This window comes from Pseudarthrobacter sp. MOO14, assembly GCF_058267675.1.
Map to the genome: position 1 here is coordinate 4,021,675 of NZ_CM177849.1, position 19,824 is coordinate 4,041,498.

The window sequence follows — 19,824 nt, forward strand, 5'->3', positions numbered from 1 at the left end:
CCGGAGGTGACAGGCGGTGTCAGAGGGACCGCAGCACCGAAACCACTTTGCCCATGATGGTCGCGTGGTCGCCCAGGATGGGTTCGTACTGCGTGTTCTGCGGGAGCAGCCAGGTGTGGCCGTCCCGCTGGCGGAAGGTCTTGACGGTTGCTTCGTCATCGAGCAGGGCAGCGACGATGTCACCGTTGACGGCGTCCGCCTGGCGGCGCACCACGACCCAGTCTCCGTCGCAGATGGCGGCGTCCACCATGGAGTCCCCGGCCACTTTGAGCATGAACAGTTCACCCTGGCCCACAAGTTGGCGGGGGAGCGGCATGACATCCTCAACGAGCTGCTCGGCGAGGATGGGACCGCCGGCGGCAATCCGGCCCACGAGCGGAACCATGGCGGTGTCCAGCGCGGTAGGCAGCTCCGTTACGGTGGCGCCGGGTGTCTGCGGCGCTGAGGCGGCAATCGGCTTCCCGCCGCCGCCGTCAAGCGTGAGGGGCATGAGCACCTCCATGGCCCGCGGCCGCTTCGGGTCGCGCCGGAGGTAGCCCAGCTTCTCCAGCTGGGACAGCTGATGGGTCACGCTGGACAAGCTCGCAAGGCCCACCGTGTCGCCGATCTCGCGCATTGAGGGCGGGTAGCCGTTGTCATTGACGGACCGCTGGATGGTCTCGAGGATCTTCTTCTGCCGCGGGGTAAGCCCCTTCGGAGTCCTCTTTGGTTGCGGGGCCGTCCTGCCCCCGGCGGCTGCTGCTGCCATGTTCGCCAATGCCTTTCGCTTGCCGCCGGATCTTCCGCCCCACGCCGTTGGCCGGCGTTGCGTGAAGGGTCACCGCTGTCATTGTCAGACCCTGCTGTTCAACTTCAGTGGTGGTTGTTCTTGGTTTCCAAGCTAGGCCAGCCACATTGCTTTTTCAAACATTTGTTCTAGCGAGTCTCGACATTGTTCGTTGATAGGTGCTAAAACTTAGTAAGCAAAGTTCGAATATGTGTTCTAACCACTGCATGGCCTGTTCGAAGACCTGGCCGGAAGAGATTGGTATTCCGGCACGGCAGGCAGGACGGCAGCGGCGGACACCCGGGCAGCACGGCAGGTCCAGGAGGGCTCAGTTCATGTCAGCTTTAACTTTTTCCCACATATCCCGTCCGGAGTTCCTGGCCGGGGAGCGCCACTCGTCCGGCAGCCGGCGGATAAGTGCCGGAACTGCGCCATCACCGGCGCCGCTTCGGTTGACCCGGCGGGGGCGGATCGTCCTGGTGGGAGTGCCGCTGATTCTCCTCGCGGTCCTGCTGCTCTCCTTGGCGGGACTTTTCCACTCCCCGGCCAAGGCCTCCGATTCCGCCGCGGACCTCGCCGTGACGCCCACGGTGACAGTCACGGTCCAGCCCGGCCAGTCCCTGTGGTCCATCGCCGGTGCCGTGGCCCCGAATCGGGATGCACGGGACGTCGTGGCCGACATCGTCCAGCTCAACAACCTCTCCGCCGGCGCGGTCCTGCCCGGGCAGCAGCTCTTCGTCCCCAGCCGCTGACCCCTTCTTGAGCGGGTACCGCGGAGCGGTAGCCTGGCGCCGCGGCCTGGTGACTGCGGGTGCGCGTCCCCCGGAGGCTGCCGCCAGCTCTTCGTCCGGGCGTCTCCGAGGCAGGCCAAAAGTGTCATATTTTCCGGTAGTTGCCACGGCAACTAAACTGTTCAGGTGAACGACCAGCTAGAACGCCTGAACCGGCTACCCCTCCGCAGCAACCTTCGCGGGCTGACTCCCTACGGGGCGCCCCAACTGGACGTCCCCATTCTCCTGAACGTCAACGAGAACACCCATGGCGTCCCGGCGGACGTGCGTGCCGCCATCAGCGCCGCCGTGACGGAGGCCGCCGCCGGCCTGAACCGCTACCCGGACCGGGAGTTCACCGAGCTCCGCAAGGCCCTGGCCGAATACCTTGGCCACGGCCTCGACGAAACCAACCTGTGGGCCGCCAACGGCTCCAACGAGGTCCTGCAGCAAATCCTCCAGGCGTTCGGCGGCCCGGGCCGCACCGCCCTGGGCTTCCCGCCCACGTACTCCATGTACCCGCTGCTGGCGAGCGGCACCGACACCGAATACATCACCGGTGTCCGGGCCGAGGGCTACGACCTCAGCGCAGAATCCGCTGCCCGGCAGGTCAGGGAGCTGCAGCCGAACATCGTGTTCCTCTGCTCGCCGAACAATCCCACCGGCACCGGCCTGGGACTGGACGTCGTCGAGGCTGTCTACGAGGCCGGTGCTCCAAGCCAGACCATCGTCATCGTGGACGAGGCGTACCACGAATTCGCCCACGACGGCACGCCCAGCGCCCTGACCCTGTTGCCCGGCAGGGAGCGGCTGATTGTCTCCCGCACCATGAGCAAGGCCTTCGCACTCGCCGGCGCACGCCTCGGCTACATGGCCGCGGCCCCGGAGGTCACCGATGCCCTGCGGCTGGTGCGCCTTCCGTACCACCTGTCCGCGATCACCCAGGCAACCGCCTTGGCAGCCCTGCAGCACCGCGAAGCGCTCATGGCCGATGTGCAGGACATCAAGCAGCAGCGCGACCGCATTGTGGCTGAGCTGACCAGGATGGGCCTCAAGCCCGCCGCGTCCGACTCCAACTACGTGTTCTTCGGCGGCCTGGAGAACCCGCACCAGGTCTGGCAGGAACTGCTGGACGCGGGCGTGCTGATCCGCGACGTGGGAATTCCCGGGCACCTGCGGGTCACGGCCGGTACCGAGCCGGAAACCACAGCCTTCCTCACGTCCCTGGAGCGCATCCTTGCGGGCCACGCCGCGCTTCCCGCCTAGACTTGATACAGCGGCGCTGGGCGCCCTGAACCACTCCTTCTCCCACTAAGGATCCTTCACCATGAGTTCAACCGGTTCGAATACTGCTGCGGCCCGGACCGCCCGCATGGAGCGCGCCACCAGCGAGTCCTCCGTCCTCGTGGAGATCAACCTCGACGGAACGGGTGTGTCCAACATCGACACCTCGGTGCCGTTCTACGACCACATGCTGACCGCCCTGTGCAAGCACTCGCTGATCGACATGACCGTCAAAGCCACCGGCGACACCCACATCGACGTCCACCACACCGTGGAGGATGTCGCCATCACGTTCGGCGAGGTCCTGCGGACCGCGTTGGGAAACAAAGCCGGGATCCGCAGGTTTGGCGAGGCCACCGTGCCGCTGGACGAAGCCCTCGCCAACGCGGTGGTGGACGTCTCCGGCCGTCCCTACCTGGTCCACGGCGGCGAGCCCGCTGGCCAGGAGTACCACTTGATAGGCGGCCACTTCACCGGCTCCCTGACCCGCCACGTCTTTGAGGCCATCACGCTGCACGCCGGCATCTGCCTGCACATGAACGTCCTGGCCGGCCGGGACCCGCACCACATCGTGGAGGCGCAGTTCAAGGCCTTCGCCCGCGCGCTCCGCGCCGCCGTCGAACCCGATCCCCGGGTTGAAGGCATCCCCTCCACCAAGGGTGCGCTGTGAGCGGGCAGGTCCTCAAGGACGGAGCGATCATCGATCCCACCGCCTCACAGAAGCTCCCGTCGCCCGAGGGCAAGCCGACGGTGACGGTGCTCGACTACGGGTCCGGGAACGTCCGCTCGGCCGTGCGCGCCCTGGAGCGCGCCGGTGCGGAAGTGATCCTCAGCGCCAAACCGGACGATGTGCTCAACGCCGACGGCCTGGTGGTCCCCGGCGTCGGCGCATTCGAGACCGTGATGCGCGAACTCAAGGCCGTGGACGGCATCCGCCTCATCGGCAGGCGCGTCGCAGGAGGACGCCCCGTGCTGGGCATCTGCGTGGGTTTGCAGGTCCTCTTCGAGGCCGGCGTGGAACATGGCACGGAAGCCGAGGGCATCGGTGAATGGCCTGGCAAGGTGGAGGCATTGCGCGCCGAAGTTGTCCCGCACATGGGCTGGAACACCGTCAAGGTGCCCGAGGGATCCAAGCTGTTCGCCGGCGTCGAAAATGAACGGTTCTACTTCGTGCATTCCTACGGCGTGCAGGAGTGGAACTTTGAGGTGATCCAGCCGCGGATGGCGCCACCGCTGGTCACCTGGTCCGAGCACGGCGGCCCCTTCATTGCCGCCGTGGAGAACGGGCCGCTCTGCGCGACGCAGTTCCACCCCGAAAAGTCCGGCGACGCCGGCGCCCGGCTCCTGCGCAACTGGGTGGAAGGCCTCTGCAAGCCCGCCACCGGCGACGCCGCCCATGGCACCTCCCCGGCCGAAGCCGGCAGTGGCGCCTAGATGTGGTCCGTACTTCTTATGGGCCTCGCCGGCATCCTGATTGGCGGCGGCATCTCGTTCCGTCAGCAGCACAAGCCGCTCTGGACGCAGGTGTCCTTCTACGTCCTGGCCGCCATGTCGCTGCTGGCCGCCTATTTGCTCACGCTGCCCGCCAGCTGACCCCGCCGGCCGCCGGCGACCATGCCGGCGTCGGCGCCCCAGCCCCTGTCCCGAAGAACCAACACTGAGGATGAGTATGACCACCGCACATGACCTGCCGGTCCTTGAACTGCTGCCTGCCGTCGATGTCGTCAACGGGCAGGCCGTCCGGCTGGTCCAGGGGGAGGCCGGCAGCGAAACCAGCTACGGCACGCCCTTGGACGCGGCACTGAACTGGCAGCAACAGGGGGCCGAGTGGGTGCACCTGGTGGACCTGGATGCGGCGTTCGGGCGCGGTTCCAACGCGGACCTGCTCCGCGACGTGGTGGGCCGCCTGGACATCAAGGTGGAGCTTTCCGGCGGCCTGCGCGACGACGAGACCCTCGAAGCGGCCCTGGACCTGGGCGTGGCCCGGGTCAACCTGGGCACCGCTGCGCTGGAGAATCCGGAGTGGACCGCGCGGGCCATCGAACGCTTCGGCGACAAGATCGCCGTCGGCCTTGACGTCCGGGGCACCACCCTGGCCGGCCGGGGCTGGACCAAGGAAGGCGGGGACCTCTGGGACGTGCTGGGCCGCCTCGAGGAGGCCGGGTGCTCCCGCTATGTGGTGACCGACGTGACCAAGGACGGCACCCTGCAGGGACCCAACGTTGAACTCCTGCGCCAGATGGTGGAGAAGACCGGCAAACCCGTGGTCGCCTCCGGCGGCATCTCCAGCCTCGATGACCTCAAGGTCCTCCGCTCGCTGGTGCCGCTGGGCGTGGAAGGCGCCATCGTGGGCAAGGCCCTGTACGCCGGGGCCTTCACGCTGCCCGAAGCCCTCGACGTCGCCGGCCGGCGCTAGGCGCCCGGAAGGTCCAGCCAATGCCCAGCGCCCAGGAACCGGGACATCCCCCAGCCCGCCATCTGCCAGGACATATCGCCGCAGCCCTTGCCGGGGCCGGCGGGCCGGCGGACTCCGCGGGCCGGCCATGGGCCGGGCGCAGCCTAGCCGGCGCAGACGGCAAGATCCACAACTTCGAAGACGACGACGGCACGGCCGACGCCGGCTACCTCACCGCTGTTGCGGCGCTCCGGCAGGGGAGCGGCAGCGAGGCCGGGGTGGTGGCGGCGCTGGCAACGGCCCGGGTCTTCATCCCCATCGTGGCGCAGCTTGCTGAGGAAGCGGAGACGGACCACGGGCTGCACGCCGACAAGCAGGCGGACATGGCCCTGGTCACGCTGAAGGCCGCCGACGGCCGGACGGCGCTCCCGGCATTCACCTCTTCAGCCGCGCTCTCCGCCTGGCACCCCGAGGCCCGGCCGGTTGCCGTGTACGCGGCCCGCGCCGCGCTCTCTGCCGTCGCGGAGGGTGCCGAACTCCTGGTCCTGGACCCGGGGGCAGACTTCACCTTCGTGGTCCGCCGCCCGGCCGTCTGGGCCCTGGCCAAGCAGCACCACTGGGTCCCTTCCTACGAGGACGGTGAGCTTGCGGGTGAACTTGGCCGCGCCTCCTCCGGGTTTCCCGCGGTGCGCGGTATCGAACTCCTGCCTGGCAGGGGAGTGTCCGCCACTGCTGCCGACGGCACCGTGGTTCCCGGCGGCGGCGCCGGACCCGAACTCCAGGTGGTGCTCTACCTTGAGGACGGGTTGGACGCCGCCGGGGTCCAGGAACTGGTGGCCGGCCTGCAGGCGGAGTGGTCCCGGAATGTATTGTTTGGGGAGCGCGTCGATTCCCTGGAGATCAAGCTCAGGCGCGCTCCCGACTAGCTGCCGGCCGGATGGGTGAACCCCGCCCGCGCCGGGGCGGACCCTAAGGATCGCTTCGTGAATTTCGCTCTCTACCGGGAGTTGCTCGCCGTCCGGCCCATCCGGCGGCTGCTGCTGGTGGGCATGGTTGCCCGGATCCCGCACTCGGCTGCCGGAGTCCTGCTCACCCTGCATATCGTCCTGACCCTGGGCCAGGGCTACGCGGCGGCCGGCGCCGCCGCGGCGGTGATGACCATTGGCATTGCCCTTGGCGCCCCGTGGCGTGGCCGGCGCGTTGACACCGTGGGCCTGCGGACGGCGCTTATTCCGTCGGTGATCTCGGAGACCATCATCTGGTCCGTGGTGCCCCATGTGTCCTACCAGTGGCTCCTGCCGCTCGTCTTCGTCGGCGGCCTGCTCACACTGCCCATCTTCAGCGTCGTCCGGCAGTCCTTGGGCGTCCTGGCCCAAGGCGACCAGCGCCGTACGGCCTTTGCCCTGGACGCCATCACCACCGAAATGGTGTTCATGATCGGCCCGGCCGCGGGCGCCGTGGTGGCCACCAGCGGGTTCACCACCGCAGGCTTGACCGTCGTGGGCATAGCGACGTCGCTGGCCGGACTGTTCCTCATGTGGTTCAACCCGCCCACCCGCAGTGCGGACCCGGGAATGGGACGCGAAGCTGACGAGCAGCACGCGGCGGAGGCCGCCGTCGTCTCCACCGCCCCGGCCCATGTCCAGGAAGCCGCCGCGGAACTGGCGGCGCCCGCGGGTGCCGCTGCACCGCAGGAGGGCTCGAGGGGAAGGCCGGCGGGCGGCTTCTCCTGGTTCACCGCCACAGTGGCGGCCCTCTTCGCGGTCGCCGCCGGCGCCGGCATGGTCCTGAGCGGCACCGACGTTGGCATTGTTGCCGCCTTGGAGATCGGTGGACACCAGAGCGAAATCGGCATCGTCTTCGTCTTCTGGTGCGCCGCCTCAGTGGTGGGCGGCATCATCTACGGCGCCATGCACAGGCCCGTCCCGCCCGTCATCCTGCTGCTGGGCATGGCGGCCCTGACGCTGCCCATGGCACTCGCCCACGACACCTGGACGCTCGCTTTCGTCTCCGTCCTGCCCGGCTTGCTGTGCGCCCCGGTGCTCTCGGCGGCCTCCGAGAAGGTGGCGGACCTGGTCCCGGAGGAGCGGCGCGGGGAGGCGATGGGCTGGTACGGCTCGGCCCTCACCGCCGGGGTTGCACTCGGTTCGCCGCTCGCCGGCATCTTCATCGACCTGATGGGCCCCTCCGGCGGCTTCGTCTCGGTCGGGGGCGCGGGTGTGCTGCTGTGCCTGGTGGGGCTGGCCCTGCAGCTGCGCCGGCGCAGGGCCGCCGCCTGAACCCGCTTCCAACGGTTGCTCCCCGCCCGCGTGGACGAGCCGCGGGCCATGTTCCCGGGGAAACGACGACGGCGGGACGACCTCGGATGGTCGTCCCGCCGTCGGGCGCTGCGTGGGGGAGTCCGGCGTTAGTTCACGGCCCCGGTGTACTTTTCGCCCGGGCCCTTGCCCGGAGCATCGGGAATCAGGGACTCCTCACGGAAGGCGAGCTGGAGGGAGCGGAGGCCATCGCGCAACGGTCCGGCGTGCTGGGAGCCGATTTCCGGGGCGGCCGCGGTAACCAGGCCGGCAAGGGCGGTGATCAGTTTCCGGGCTTCGTCCAGGTCCTTGAGTTCGGCTGCGTTGTCTTCAGCGGCGAGGCCCAGCTTCACGGCGGCGGCGCTCATGAGGTGCACGGCGGCCGTGGTGATGACCTCGATGGCGGGGACCTCCGAGATGTCGCGGATCTGCTGTGAAACGTCCGCGCCTGCGTCAGCGGGCTCGAAAACATACGAATTACTGTCTGAGGTGCTCATACTGGTAAGCTTGACACAGACCGACTGGATGTCGTTATTTCAGAGATCGTTCCAAACGATGGGGTTCCCAGCAGCGCTTCGCGGCGTTGGCGGGAATTTTTTCTGTAGAATGGCATCCAGTTTGCAAGCGGAGTTCTCTCCCACCCGCGTCAGCCGCTGTTTCCCAGGTTCCTTGCGAACCGCCAGGGGACGAAAGGTTGCCGGGTACCTGGTTGGGCATGGAACCGGTAACAACCGGAACTGTGCGCGTGCTTCCCGTTTTCGGGACGGCTTCGCCAACCTGTTTGAGGCCTTCGATTGCTCCGGCAATTGGGGGCCTTCTCTATTTGCCGGACACAACAACAAACACAGGAGCTTTAACATTAGCGAGCCAAGAATCAATGAGCGTATCCGCGTCCCCGAGGTGCGGCTGGTCGGACCTGCAGGTGAACAGGTAGGAATCGTCCGTATTGAGGATGCCCTGCGCCTGGCTGCCGAATCCGACCTTGATCTCGTTGAAGTTGCACCTCAGGCGAAGCCTCCGGTGTGCAAGCTGATGGATTTCGGCAAGTACAAGTACGAAGCCGCGGTCAAGGCACGTGAGGCCCGGAAGAACCAGACGAATACCGTTCTGAAGGAAATCCGCTTCCGCCTCAAGATCGACACCCACGACTACGAGACCAAGCGGGGCCACGCCCTTCGCTTCCTCGGCGCCGGGGACAAGGTCAAGGCCATGATCCAGTTCCGCGGTCGCGAGCAGCAGCGCCCCGAAATGGGCATCCGCCTGCTCCAGCGCTTCGCGGACGACGTCGCCGAAGTTGGCGTGGTGGAGTCCAGCCCCCGCATCGATGGCCGGAACATGGTCATGGTTGTCGGTCCGCTGAAGAACAAGGCCGAGGCAAAGGCTGAAGCCCGTCGCGCCACCCAGCGCGCCGAGGCGAAGGCACAGAACGAAGCCAAGGCCTCCGGCCGTGTGGACACGTCCGGCACGGACCAGGCGCCCATGACCCAGTCACTGGCTGACCTCCTGCCGGAAGGCTTCACCGTTTCCACCGAACCGGAGACGGCTCCGGAGGAAACTCCCGCTGCCGATGCGCCTGCTGCACCGGCTCCCGAGCAGGAAGCCGCCAAGGAGGAAGCTCCCAAGGCTGCCCCGGCTCCCCGGCAGGAAGCACCTAAGGCCGCCGCGGCCAAGGCTGCTGCACCCAAGCAGGAGGCTCCGAAGCAGGAGGCTCCGAAGGCTGCCGCTGCAGCACCGAAGCCCGCGACGGCCGCCAAGCCGGCGGCAGCGGCGCCGAAGCCCGCCGCCGTGCCTGCACCGCCGAAGCCGGTGGCCAGGCCTGCTGCACCGAAGCCTGCTGCCCGCCCTGCCCCCAAGGCAGTGCCCAAGCCGGCGGGTAAGAAGACCAACTAGTTCACAGCTGCCGGAGGTTCCGCCCTCCGGCAGTCAGCAACCAGCATGCTGCCCGCAGGGGCGGCTGCGCGATAGAACTGCCGGCCCCAGGGCCCGCAGAAACGTAAGGAGATCGGTTCCCATGCCGAAGATGAAGACCCACAGTGGTGCTAAGAAGCGCTTCAAGCTGACCGGCAGCGGCAAGCTGCGCCGCCAGCAGGCCAACCGCCGCCACTACCTGGAGCACAAGTCCAGCCGCCTGACCCGCCGCCTCGCCGGCGACAAGATCGTCTTCAAGGGCGATGCCAAGGTCATCCGGAAGATGCTCGGCATCTAGTTTCCAAGTTTATTGATGGGCCGCCCCCTGGCGGTTCGTCTTCTGCCAAACAGCCTTCTCAGGCCGCCGGATTTCCGGCAACAGATGCTTGGGATCAGATTTTCGAAGGAGTACGCACGTGGCACGTGTGAAGAGGGCGGTAAACGCCCACAAGAAGCGCCGGGTTGTCCTTGAGCGGGCAAAGGGTTACCGCGGACAGCGTTCGCGCCTGTACCGCAAGGCCAAAGAGCAGCTGCTGCACTCGTTTGTGTACAGCTACGGTGACCGCAAGAAGAAGAAGGGCGACTTCCGCCGCCTGTGGATCCAGCGCATCAACGCTGCGTCCCGCGCCAACGGCCTCACCTACAACCGACTGATCCAGGGCCTGAAGGCCGCTGAGGTCGAGGTTGACCGCCGCATGCTGGCCGAGCTCGCCGTCTCGGACGCCAACGCATTTGCCGCACTGGTCCAGGTGGCCAAGGACTCCCTGCCGGCTGACACCTCCGCCAAGAAGGTCGCCGCAGCCTAGAGGCCGCGCAGTGCTCCTCCCTGAGGGGCCGGTTCAAGAACTGGTGGCAGCAGCTACTACAGTTTCTTGTATGAACGACACCGGGCGCCCGCAAGATTTTCCACTGTCCAACCCCCGAGCCGATCGGGTCAGGGACGTGGCAAAGCTTGCAGGGCGCCCGGCCCGTTTAAAGCGTGGCCAGTTCCTTGCTGAGGGGCCGCAGGCAGTGCGCGAGGCACTCAAGCTCCACCAGCAGCGCCTTGCGGCCGGAGCCCCGGGCATCGTCACGGACGTCTACGCAAGCGAAAGCTGCCTGGACCGGTTTCCCGAGTTCGAGGAGCTTGCCGAGGGGACCACGGCACGGCTGGCCACCGATGAAGTCCTGTCGGCCATGGCCGACACGGTCAATCCGCAGGGAATCGTGGCCGTCTGCCGCTTCGTGGACGTCTCCCTGGCGGACGTGCTCGACGCCGGACCACGCCTGGTAGCCGTGCTCTGCCAGGTCAGGGATCCCGGTAACGCCGGAACAGTGCTCCGCGCCGCCGATTCCGCCGGGGCCGACGCCGTGGTGTTCACTGCGTCCAGCGTCGATATCTACAACCCCAAGGCAGTCCGCTCTACGGCCGGTTCCCTGTTCCACCTGCCCGTTGTCCTGGCTGCCGACCCGGCCGAACTCGCGGCTGCGTGCAAGGCCCGCGGCATCGGCATCCTCGCTGCGGACGGCTACGGACTGTTGGACCTGGATGTCCTCCAGGACGAGAGCGCCCGCCGCAGGCTCACCGGAAAGGGCCCGGATTCCGTGTACGACCTGGCCGGGCCCACAGCCTGGTTCTTCGGCAACGAGGCGCAGGGGTTGTCGGAGGAAGAACTTGCCCTGGCCGACCACCGGGTGGCTGTCCCCGTCTACGGGGCGGCGGAGAGCCTGAACCTCGGTACTGCGGCCACCGTCTGCCTCTACGCCAGCGCCAGGTCCCAACGCCGGGATGGGGCAGTTCCGGAATAAGTTGCCGGCGGCCAGCCAGGAGGGCGCCGCCGACGAAGGAGTGGCCGGGGAAGAAGCGGCCGGGCACAAAGAAAGGCCCCGGATATCCGGGGCCCGGTGGTTATGTGGTGACGGAGTGGTCAGGGCGCGCGGGTGGCTTTTCCGCGTCCGGTGACGAATCCGTAGATGCCGGCGACAATGAGGCCACCGACGATAGCGAGAATCCACGTGCCGAGGTCGAAGAAGCCCATGTCGCCCTTGGCGAAAAGGAGGCTGCCAATCCAGCCGCCAACAATGGCACCAACAACACCGAGGATGAGGCTGGTGACCCAGCCGCCGCCGACCCGTCCGGGCATAACGGCCTTAACGATGGCCCCGACAATCAGGCCCAAAATAATCCAAGCAAGAAAACCCATGTCTCCTCCTTATTGTGACCGGGAAAAATAGTCCCGATGAGCCTCAAGCTAACATAAGGGCCCCGCAAAGTCAGTAGCCGAACCTGCGCCGTTGCTGCATCGTTAGGGGCGTCCCGGTACGGTATGGACCGGGTGGGGCCACGGCGGGATCCTGAACTGTCCAGCAGCGAAGAACCGGCGACGAGGAAGCTCCCTGGCTGTACATGGCGGTACCGCGGCGATGGTGGGTCGCGGGCGGGATCAGGCTGCCAGCGGACGCTTGCGCTCCAGCACGCCACTGAGCAGCGCGACGCCGAACCCGAGGACGGCGAGTACGGCGCCCACGAGCGCCGGGGCTACGAAGCCCCACCCGAGGGCAATGACGAGGCCGCCGAGAAAGGCCCCCAGGGCGTTGGCAACGTTGAGCGCGGCGTGGTTGAGCGAGGAGGCCAGGGACGGCGCATCCGGTGAAGCATCCAGCAGCCGGGTTTGCAGGGCGGGGACCAGCATGGAACCGGCGGCCCCCACCACGAACACCATGACCAGGGCGCTCCATGCCCAGTGTGCTGCCACGGCGTAGAGCACCAGGGCAACTGCAATCGCGGGCAGGACGCGGTAGAGGGTGCCCATCACCGACTTGTCGGCCAGCCTGCCGCCGATGAGGTTCCCGGCCACCATACCCAGTCCGTACAAGGCCACCACCAGCGGGATCAGCGTGGAGGGGATTCCGGCCACGTTGGTCATGGTGTGGGCGATGTAGGTATAGGTTGCGAAGAAGCCGGCGAAGCCAACAATCCCCACCAGGAGCGCCAGCCACACCTGCAGCCGTTTCAGCGCACCGAGTTCGCGCCGGATGCTCGCGTCCGGGTGCGTCTTCTGGAACGGCACGAAGATCCAGACGAGCACCAGTGCCAGCAGCCCGATGCACCCCACCAGGACGAACAGCAGCCGCCAGCCGAAGGCCTGGCCCAGCCAGGTGGCAAAGGGTACTCCGACGACGTTGGAGATGCTGAGGCCGGCCATCACCATGGAGATGGCCCAGCCGCGCCGCGTCGGCGGGACCAGGGAGGCGGCTATCACGGCGGCCACGCCAAAGAACGCCCCGTGCGGCAGGCCCGCAGCGAACCTCGAGACGAGCATGGACCCGTAGTCAGGTGCGATGAACGAACTGAGGTTGGCAACCGTAAAGAAAAGCAGGAGCCCGAGCGCCAGGTATTTGCGGGGTAGCTTGGCCCCGACGACGGCAAGCAGCGGGGCGCCGACCACGACGCCCAGGGCGTAGGCGGAGATCAGGTAGCCGGCCTGGGGAGTGCTGATCGCCAGTCCCTGCTCCACCTCCTTCAACAGGCCCATCATGGTGAACTCGGTCACACCGATGCCTACCCCGCCCATGGCCAGCGCAAAAATGGCCATCCCAAGGTTCGGGGTTTTGGCGGGTGTTGCCGTGGACTGGGAAAGAACGCTGCTCATGTGCCTGCTTCTCAAAGATGGGTGGAAAAGACCGGATGCCACGGCAGTGGGGCAGGAACGTCCGGACAGAGTCGCAAACCCTTGGCGGCCAGGACCTATTCCCTGAGCCGGAATGCTGTTCCGGGACATTCCATTGTGGACCATAGAATGGCCGAATGACTGGACTGATTCAGGTTGTGGGCGGAGCCATCGTGGACGAGCTGGCGGACCCGGCGGCCCTGCTGGTCGCCAGGCGAAGTGCGCCGGAGCACCTGGCCGGTCTGTGGGAGTTCCCGGGCGGCAAGGTTGAACCCGGCGAGGAGCCCGAGGCCGCGCTGGTGCGGGAACTGTCAGAGGAACTCGGAATCGGTGTCCGGCTGGGACCCGAACTGCCGGCGGAGGATCCCGGTGGCTGGCCGCTGAACGAACGGGCCAGCATGCGGGTCTGGTTCGCGGAGGTCAGCGACGGCGAGCCGCGGCCCCTTGAAGACCATGACGAACTGCGGTGGCTGGACCTCCGGGACCGGGACGCGGTCCTGGGCCTGCCGTGGATCCCTGCTGATTTTCCGATCGTCCGGGCTTTGCTGGACTCGGTGGCATCCCCGCTGAACCAGGCACTCTGAACCAGGCACTCTGAACCAGGGCCTCTGACACGGGACCGCCACCACAGGACCTGCTAGAAGAGGGCGTCCTGCTGCGAGGGCCGGGCGGGAACCCCCGCGGTGCCCTCTGTAGCCGGGGCGGGGATGCTGCCGTCGGGGTACTGCGCTTCCTCGGCGCGGGGATCGTCCAGGTCCCGGTGGCTGAAGCCGGAGGAATGCGAGAAACCGTGGCGTGCCTTGAAGTACCGGACCTTGGCGGCCAGCCAGGTGCGGTACTCCTTGGAAGCGTAGGACCCCGTCCCGTACAGCCGCCGGTAGCGTCCCGCCAGTTCGGGGTGGTGGGCTGCGATCCACTTCATGAACCACTCCCTGGTCCCGGGCTTCAGGTACAGGGCACCCGCGGTGACTCCCGTTGCGCCCGCGGCCGCCAAGGAGCCGAAGAGAGCATCCAGGGCTTCGTCACTGTCGGAAAGCCACGGCAGGATGGGCATGGCCATCACCCCACACGGGAGCCCGGCTTCGCGCAGCCGGGACACCAGCCTCAGCCGCGCCCTGGGCCCGGGTGTGCCGGGCTCGATGGCTTCCGAAAGGGCCTCATCGGTCATGGCCAGCGAGATTCCCAGGCCTACCGGCACCTGGGTGGCGGCACTTTTCAACAGGGGAATGTCCCGCGCCAGCAACGTGCCCTTGGTGAGGATGGACAGGGGAGTGCCGGAGTCCGCCAGGGCGGAGATAATGCCCGGCATGAGGCGGTACCGTCCCTCGGCCCGCTGATAGGGGTCGGTGTTGGTGCCAAGCGCCACCTGCTGGCGCGTCCAGGACGCCTTGTTCACTTCCTTGCGCAGGACTTCCGCCGCGTTGACCTTAACCACCACCTGGTTGTCGAAGTCCATGCCGGCGTCGAAATCCAAATACGTGTGGGACTTCCTGGCAAAGCAGTACACGCAGGCGTGGCTGCAACCCCGGTAGGGGTTCACCGTCCATTCGAAAGGCATCCTGGACCCAGCCGGGACCCTGTTGAGCACCGATTTTGCGGTGACCTCATGGAACGTGATGCCGGCGAACTCGGGAGTGGTGACGGACCGTACCAGGCCGGCCAGCGGCAGCAATGCCGGAGCAGCCCCACTGGCAGTTTCGGGGGTCGGAACCAAAGCCTGTGCTTCCCATCTCATGGCCTCCATTCGAAGACATGTTCGAACGGAAGTCAAGGGCGGCGCGCTGCCTCAGGGCTTCTCCCAGCCAACGCCGGCTAGTGCAGCAGCTCCCACGTGACCGTCACGCCTGCCTCCACCCGGGTCCGGCCGGACTCAAGGGGCAGCCCCTCAACGGCGGAGGCCCGTTGCAGGCCGGCGGCCGGTACCGGGCCGGGAGCCGCCCGGAGGTCGGTCACGGACAACACCCGGCCCAGTGTGGCCGAGGCGAGCGACGCGAACTGGGCGGCTGCGCGGAGTGCGTCCTGCCAGGCAGCCTCCCTGGCCTGTGCACGGGTGGCTGAGTCATCGGAGAGGACCAGCTGCAGGCTCTCCAGCCGGACGTCGTCACCGCCCGACTCAACGGCGGCGGAGATGGCCGCCGGTGCGTTGCCGACGTCCCGCAGCCTGACAGCAAGGCTGCCGACCGCAACGTAGCCCACGAGTTTCTGCCCTTCGCCGTCCCGCCACGCGAGGTCTGCCCGCACTGACAGGCCGCCCGTCCGCAGGTCGGCAGGGGCAACGCCGTGTCCCCGGAGGGCCGCGGCCACGGCGGCAAGGCCCTGGCCGGCCGCCGCATACGCGTCCGCCAAGGACGGCGCGCGGCACTCCACCGCCACGGACACCGTCACCAGGTCAGGGACCGCCTCCGCCCACCCGCTCCCGGTGACGGTCACCGTGCCGGCATCTGTGGAGGCCCGCTCCGCGGCGTTCACAGGACCGCGCTCCCCGCCGGAACCGGGTAGCCGCCGGCGGCCAGGCCGGCCCTGCGTTCGAAAATATTCGCTGTTCCCGGATTTCCGCTCCGCAGCACGGACCAGCCGGCCGCGGCCAGGTATAAGGGAATGAACGGCAGGCCGAGGCACCAGGCGTACTGGCTGCAGTGCCGCTCCTCATGGCCCAGCAACGCAGGCCGGGACAACAGGTCGGCGGCCGGACCGCGGTACAGCACCACGTTCCCCACCGTGAAGGCGCGGGCGGCCGGAAGCCGCCAACGGTACCCGGCGGCCAAGACCATGCCACGCGGGCCGCGGCTTAGCCGGGTCCCCGCGGCGAGGGCGACGGCGAGGCCCGCGACAGTACTCCCGTTGAGGAGGTTCGCTGCCCGCCTGAGCCGCTGGGCCGTCGTCGGGACATCCTGGGTACCCGCGCGCTGCCGCAAAGTCATGAGGCCATGGTAGCCGGAGGGTTCAACTAGACTGGAGGGCAGTGGCCGCCGGTCCTGCCGGCGAGCCCTGACCTGGTCATTGAATGAACTGACGTTCAGCGCATTCATCCATGACCTGCCAGCGACGGACGCGCCGAGCGGGAAACCGCGTACGGCTGCCCCGCCCGCCGGCAGCCACGACTCGTAGCTAAGAACAGTAGATGACTGAAACTTTGCCGGGCGCCGCCATTCCGAACCCCACGGATGAGGCCGCCATCAACGCCGCTGTAGACCAGGCCATCACCGCCATCGACGGTGCGGCCACCCTTGACGAGCTGAAGGCGGTGCGGCTTGCCCACAGCGGCGAGAAATCCCCGCTGAGCCTTGCCAACCGTGAGATCGGCCGGTTGCCCAAGGACCAGAAGGCGCTCGCCGGAAAGCTGATGGGCGCCTCCCGCGGCCGGGTCAACAAGGCGCTCGCCGACCGCACGGCCGTCCTGGAAGCCGAGAACGATGCCCGCATCCTGGTTGAGGAAACCGTGGACGTCACCGCCGCGCCGCGCCGTCGCCGTGCCGGTGCCCGCCACCCGCTCTCCACCCTCCAGGACCGCGTGGCGGACATCTTCGTGGGCATGGGCTGGGAAATCGCCGAAGGCCCCGAGGTCGAATCGGAGTGGTTCAACTTCGATGCGCTGAACTTCAAGCCGGACCACCCGGCCCGCGAAATGCAGGACACCTTCTTCGTTGAGCCGCCCGAAGCCCACCTGCTGATGCGCACGCACACGTCCCCGGTACAGGTCCGCTCCATGCTCGAGCGCGAAGTACCCATCTACGTGCTGTGCCCCGGCAAGGTGTTCCGCACCGACGAACTCGATGCCACCCACACCCCGGTGTTCCACCAGTTCGAGGGCCTTGCCATCGACAGGAACCTCAGCATGGCGGACCTGCGCGGCACCCTTGAGCACTTCGCCCGGCAGATGTTCGGCGATGAAGCCCAGATCCGGCTGCGCCCCAACTACTTCCCGTTCACGGAGCCGTCCGCCGAACTGGACATCTTCCATCCCGGGGCCAAGGGGGGCCCGGCGTGGATCGAGTGGGGCGGCTGCGGCATGGTCAATCCGAACGTCCTGCGCGCCGCCGGCATCGACCCGGACGTCTATTCAGGTTTTGCCTTCGGCATGGGCATTGAGCGCACCCTCATGTTCCGCAACGAGGTGGGGGACATGCGCGACATGATCGAAGGCGATGTACGGTTCAGCGAGCACTTCGGGATGGAGATCTAACAGTGCGTATCCCACTTTCCTGGCTGCGTGAATTCGCGGCCGTACCGGCCGGTGCAACGGCCGAAGACGTCATGGCCGAACTGGTCAAGGTCGGTTTCGAAGAGGAAGCGGTCCACCGCCCCACCGACGCCCTGCGCGGGCCCGTGGTGGTGGGCCAGGTCCTGAGCCTGGTCAAGGAACCGCAGACCAACGGCAAGACCATCAACTGGTGCCAGGTCCGCGTCGTGCCCGAAGGGCAGGAGCAGACTTTGACAGGAGACGGCATCGACCCCTCCGGCGTGCAGGGCATCATCTGCGGCGCCCACAACTTCGTGGAAGGCGACAAAGTGGTGGTCACCCTGCCCGGCGCCGTGCTGCCCGGCGACTTCCACATCTCCGCCCGCAAGACCTACGGCCACCTCTCCGCCGGCATGATCGCCTCCGTCCGCGAACTGGGCATCGGCGATGACCACGACGGCATCCTGGTGCTCTCCCGCATCGGGCTGGACCCGGAAATCGGCACCGACGCCATGGAGCTCCTGGGCCTCTACGACCAGGCTGCGGAAATCAACGTCACCCCGGACCGCGGCTACGCCTTCTCCATCCGCGGCGTGGCCCGCGAGTACGCGCACGCCACCGGCACCGCCTTCACGGATCCCGCCACGAAGGTCAACGCCCCGGCCGAGCTGTCCGGCGGCTACGGCGTCAAGCTCAACGACGACGCCCCCATTTACGGCACGCCCGGCTGCGACCGCTTCGTGGCCCGCACGGTGCGCGGCGTGGATGCCACCCGGCCCACCCCGCAGTGGATGGTATCCCGGCTGCGGCTGGCCGGCATCCGCTCCATCTCGCTGCCGGTGGACATTTCCAACTACGTCATGCTTGAGCTGGGCCAGCCCACGCACTGCTACGACCTGGACAAGCTGTCCGGCGACATCGTGGTGCGGCGCGCGTCCGCAGGGGAGAAGATCACCACCCTGGACGGCAAGGAGCGCACCCTTGACGCGGAGGACCTCCTGATCACCGACGACTCCGGCGCCATCGGCATCGCGGGCGTCATGGGCGGCGCGGCCACCGAGGTGAGTGATTCGACGTCGAACATCCTGGTTGAGGCGGCACACTTCGACGACGTGTCCATCGGACGTTCCCGGCGCCGGCACAAGCTGCCGTCCGAGGCGTCCAAGCGCTTCGAACGCGGCGTTGACTGGCAGGTTGCGGGCATCGCCGCGCAGCGCGTGGTGGACCTCCTGGTGGAACTGGCCGGGGGATCCGCTGATGAGGCGGGGACCGACGTCGGCACCGCCCCCGAAACCGTCACCATCGAGATGCCGGCCGGCTTCGCCGCGGCCCGCATCGGGATCGACTTCACCGAAGCGCAGATTGTCACCTCGCTGGAGGACCTGGGTGCCGTCGTCGTAAAGCACGACGCCGGCTGGACCGTGACGCCGCCCAGCTGGCGCAGCGACCTGGAAACCAAGGAAGACCTCACAGAGGAAATCGCCCGGCTGGTGGGCTACGACAAGATCCCTGCCACGTTGCCCGTGGCCCCTCCCGGCCGCGGCCTCACCCGGGTCCAGCAGCAGCGCCGGCGCCTGATCCAGGCCCTGGCGGACGCCGGACTCACCGAGGTCCTGTCCTACCCGTTCGTGTCCAAGGCGGCCAACGACACCTTCGGCACGGCCGACGAAGCCACCCCCCGGAGCGCCGTCAAGCTCGCCAACCCGATCAGCGAGGAGCAGGGCTACCTGCGGACCTCGATCCTTCCGGGCCTGATCGAGGTGGCCAAGCGGAACCATTCCCGCGGCTTCCGCGACCTCGCCCTGTTCGAGTCCGGCCTGGTCTTCCTTCCCGGCGACGCCATGGGTACCGCCGCCATCCCGCCGTTGGGGGAAAAACCCGCCGACGAGGTGCTCGACGCACTTTACGACGGCGTCCCGGACCAGCCGTTCCATGTGGCCGCCATCCTCACCGGCCACGATTCCCCGGCTGCTGCCGGCAACACTCCGCGGACGTGGGACTGGGCTGACGCGCTGGATGTTGCCCGCCTTGCGGGCGACGTCCTCGGCGTCGACCTTGTGGTCACGCAGGGCAGCCACCAGGCGTTCCATCCCGGCCGCACCGCCCGGCTCGCACTGCGGACAGGAGAGACCGTGGGGTACGCGGGCGAACTGCACCCCAAGCTGCTGGCGGCCTCGGACATGCCGGCCCGTTCGGTGGCGCTGGAACTCAATGCCGATGCCCTCTTCGACGCCGCACCGGACGTGATCGTGGCCCGCCACATCTCGACCTTCCCCGTGGCCACCCAGGACGTGGCGCTCGTGGTCCCGGCCGACGTCCCGGCCGACGAGGTCCTCGCCGCCCTCCGTGAAGGTGCCGGCGAGCTGCTGGAGGACGTCGCCCTGTTCGACGTCTACGCCGGCAAGGGCATTGAGGACGGCAAGAAGTCGCTGGCCTTCGGGCTCCGGTTCCGGGCCGCCGACCGCACATTGACCGCGGACGAAGCCTCGGCCGCGCGCGAAAGCGCCGTGGCCCTGGCAGCGGAACGCTTCGGAGCCGTGCAGCGCTAGGTCCTGTTCGCAGCCTCCGGAAGGG

The 19,824-nt window shown here is 67.7% G+C and carries 22 protein-coding genes; 15 read left to right on the top strand and 7 right to left on the bottom strand.

The genetic code is table 11. From position 1 onward, the window contains the following. Window positions 1-19: 19 nt before the first annotated feature. Window positions 20-748 (bottom strand): transcriptional repressor LexA, encoded by a 729-nt coding sequence (gene lexA, locus AC4EEV_RS18525; RefSeq protein ID WP_109044892.1) that lies wholly within the window; start codon window positions 746-748, stop codon window positions 20-22. A gap of 353 nt (window positions 749-1,101) precedes the next feature. On the opposite strand from lexA, the gene AC4EEV_RS18530 reads away from it, so the two are divergent. The 8 genes from AC4EEV_RS18530 (at window position 1,102) to AC4EEV_RS18565 (ending at window position 7,494) form a co-directional block, all read left to right on the top strand. Continuing rightward, window positions 1,102-1,518 carry a LysM peptidoglycan-binding domain-containing protein gene (locus AC4EEV_RS18530; RefSeq protein WP_491329687.1) on the top strand — a complete coding sequence of 139 codons (417 nt, stop codon included), beginning with the start codon at window positions 1,102-1,104 and terminating at the stop codon, window positions 1,516-1,518. 165 nt (window positions 1,519-1,683) lie between these two features. Further along, a complete protein-coding gene (locus AC4EEV_RS18535; protein WP_018763619.1) occupies window positions 1,684-2,802 on the top strand; it encodes a histidinol-phosphate transaminase in 1,119 nt (372 codons plus the stop codon). A 61-nt stretch (window positions 2,803-2,863) separates the two neighbouring features. Beyond that, a complete protein-coding gene (gene hisB, locus AC4EEV_RS18540; RefSeq protein ID WP_018763618.1) occupies window positions 2,864-3,490 on the top strand; it encodes an imidazoleglycerol-phosphate dehydratase HisB in 627 nt (208 codons plus the stop codon). Beyond that, complete coding sequence (gene hisH / locus AC4EEV_RS18545; protein ID WP_491329688.1) at window positions 3,487-4,254, top strand: imidazole glycerol phosphate synthase subunit HisH; 768 nt, start codon at window positions 3,487-3,489, stop codon at window positions 4,252-4,254. Before hisB ends, hisH begins: the two co-directional genes overlap by 4 nt. After that, window positions 4,255-4,413: a hypothetical protein gene (locus AC4EEV_RS18550; protein ID WP_018763616.1), complete on the top strand. Its 159-nt coding sequence runs from the start codon at window positions 4,255-4,257 to the stop codon at window positions 4,411-4,413. A gap of 76 nt (window positions 4,414-4,489) precedes the next feature. After that, the gene (gene priA, locus AC4EEV_RS18555; RefSeq protein WP_018763615.1) at window positions 4,490-5,236 is read left to right on the top strand and encodes a bifunctional 1-(5-phosphoribosyl)-5-((5-phosphoribosylamino)methylideneamino)imidazole-4-carboxamide isomerase/phosphoribosylanthranilate isomerase PriA; all 747 of its coding nucleotides are present in this window, start codon (window positions 4,490-4,492) and stop codon (window positions 5,234-5,236) included. Window positions 5,237-5,256: 20 nt separating this feature from the next. Next, window positions 5,257-6,141 carry an SseB family protein gene (locus AC4EEV_RS18560; RefSeq protein ID WP_018763614.1) on the top strand — a complete coding sequence of 295 codons (885 nt, stop codon included), beginning with the start codon at window positions 5,257-5,259 and terminating at the stop codon, window positions 6,139-6,141. Window positions 6,142-6,198: 57 nt separating this feature from the next. Next, the gene (locus AC4EEV_RS18565; RefSeq protein ID WP_018763613.1) at window positions 6,199-7,494 is read left to right on the top strand and encodes an MFS transporter; all 1,296 of its coding nucleotides are present in this window, start codon (window positions 6,199-6,201) and stop codon (window positions 7,492-7,494) included. A gap of 128 nt (window positions 7,495-7,622) precedes the next feature. Here the strand turns inward: AC4EEV_RS18565 and AC4EEV_RS18570 are convergent, their stop codons facing one another. After that, the gene (locus AC4EEV_RS18570; protein ID WP_018763612.1) at window positions 7,623-8,009 is read right to left on the bottom strand and encodes a DUF1844 domain-containing protein; all 387 of its coding nucleotides are present in this window, start codon (window positions 8,007-8,009) and stop codon (window positions 7,623-7,625) included. Window positions 8,010-8,412: 403 nt separating this feature from the next. Between AC4EEV_RS18570 and infC the strand changes: the two genes are divergently transcribed. The 4 genes from infC (at window position 8,413) to AC4EEV_RS18590 (ending at window position 11,208) form a co-directional block, all read left to right on the top strand. Next, entirely contained in the window at window positions 8,413-9,402 is a 990-nt protein-coding gene (infC, locus tag AC4EEV_RS18575) for a translation initiation factor IF-3 (protein ID WP_491329689.1), read from the top strand. Between the two features lie 121 nt (window positions 9,403-9,523). After that, window positions 9,524-9,718, top strand: a complete 195-nt coding sequence (gene rpmI, locus AC4EEV_RS18580) for a 50S ribosomal protein L35 (RefSeq protein WP_009358635.1) — start codon at window positions 9,524-9,526, stop codon at window positions 9,716-9,718. Window positions 9,719-9,836: 118 nt separating this feature from the next. Then, window positions 9,837-10,226, top strand: coding sequence for a 50S ribosomal protein L20 (rplT, locus tag AC4EEV_RS18585; RefSeq protein WP_018763610.1), 390 nt, complete (start codon window positions 9,837-9,839; stop codon window positions 10,224-10,226). Between the two features lie 70 nt (window positions 10,227-10,296). Beyond that, window positions 10,297-11,208 carry a TrmH family RNA methyltransferase gene (locus AC4EEV_RS18590; RefSeq protein ID WP_491329690.1) on the top strand — a complete coding sequence of 304 codons (912 nt, stop codon included), beginning with the start codon at window positions 10,297-10,299 and terminating at the stop codon, window positions 11,206-11,208. A 119-nt stretch (window positions 11,209-11,327) separates the two neighbouring features. Here AC4EEV_RS18590 and AC4EEV_RS18595 read toward each other — a convergent pair whose 3' ends face one another. Both AC4EEV_RS18595 and AC4EEV_RS18600 read right to left on the bottom strand, forming a co-directional pair. Further along, entirely contained in the window at window positions 11,328-11,603 is a 276-nt protein-coding gene (locus AC4EEV_RS18595; protein WP_018763608.1) for a GlsB/YeaQ/YmgE family stress response membrane protein, read from the bottom strand. A gap of 240 nt (window positions 11,604-11,843) precedes the next feature. Then, window positions 11,844-13,052, bottom strand: a complete 1,209-nt coding sequence (locus tag AC4EEV_RS18600; RefSeq protein ID WP_491329691.1) for an MFS transporter — start codon at window positions 13,050-13,052, stop codon at window positions 11,844-11,846. Window positions 13,053-13,207: 155 nt separating this feature from the next. Between AC4EEV_RS18600 and AC4EEV_RS18605 the strand changes: the two genes are divergently transcribed. Next, the gene (locus AC4EEV_RS18605; RefSeq protein ID WP_018763606.1) at window positions 13,208-13,654 is read left to right on the top strand and encodes a (deoxy)nucleoside triphosphate pyrophosphohydrolase; all 447 of its coding nucleotides are present in this window, start codon (window positions 13,208-13,210) and stop codon (window positions 13,652-13,654) included. 53 nt (window positions 13,655-13,707) lie between these two features. On the opposite strand, the gene AC4EEV_RS18610 is transcribed toward AC4EEV_RS18605, so the two are convergent. From AC4EEV_RS18610 to AC4EEV_RS18620, 3 genes are all read right to left on the bottom strand, one after another. Further along, window positions 13,708-14,805 carry an Rv2578c family radical SAM protein gene (locus tag AC4EEV_RS18610; RefSeq protein WP_491329692.1) on the bottom strand — a complete coding sequence of 366 codons (1,098 nt, stop codon included), beginning with the start codon at window positions 14,803-14,805 and terminating at the stop codon, window positions 13,708-13,710. A 77-nt stretch (window positions 14,806-14,882) separates the two neighbouring features. Beyond that, window positions 14,883-15,539 carry an SIMPL domain-containing protein gene (locus AC4EEV_RS18615; RefSeq protein ID WP_491329693.1) on the bottom strand — a complete coding sequence of 219 codons (657 nt, stop codon included), beginning with the start codon at window positions 15,537-15,539 and terminating at the stop codon, window positions 14,883-14,885. After that, entirely contained in the window at window positions 15,536-15,991 is a 456-nt protein-coding gene (locus AC4EEV_RS18620; protein WP_109044884.1) for a hypothetical protein, read from the bottom strand. The genes AC4EEV_RS18615 and AC4EEV_RS18620 overlap by 4 nt, the downstream gene beginning before the upstream one ends. A gap of 200 nt (window positions 15,992-16,191) precedes the next feature. On the opposite strand from AC4EEV_RS18620, the gene pheS reads away from it, so the two are divergent. Further along, window positions 16,192-17,253 carry a phenylalanine--tRNA ligase subunit alpha gene (gene pheS / locus AC4EEV_RS18625; RefSeq protein WP_018763602.1) on the top strand — a complete coding sequence of 354 codons (1,062 nt, stop codon included), beginning with the start codon at window positions 16,192-16,194 and terminating at the stop codon, window positions 17,251-17,253. A gap of 2 nt (window positions 17,254-17,255) precedes the next feature. Then, a complete protein-coding gene (gene pheT / locus AC4EEV_RS18630; RefSeq protein ID WP_491329694.1) occupies window positions 17,256-19,799 on the top strand; it encodes a phenylalanine--tRNA ligase subunit beta in 2,544 nt (847 codons plus the stop codon). Window positions 19,800-19,824 lie beyond the last annotated feature (25 nt).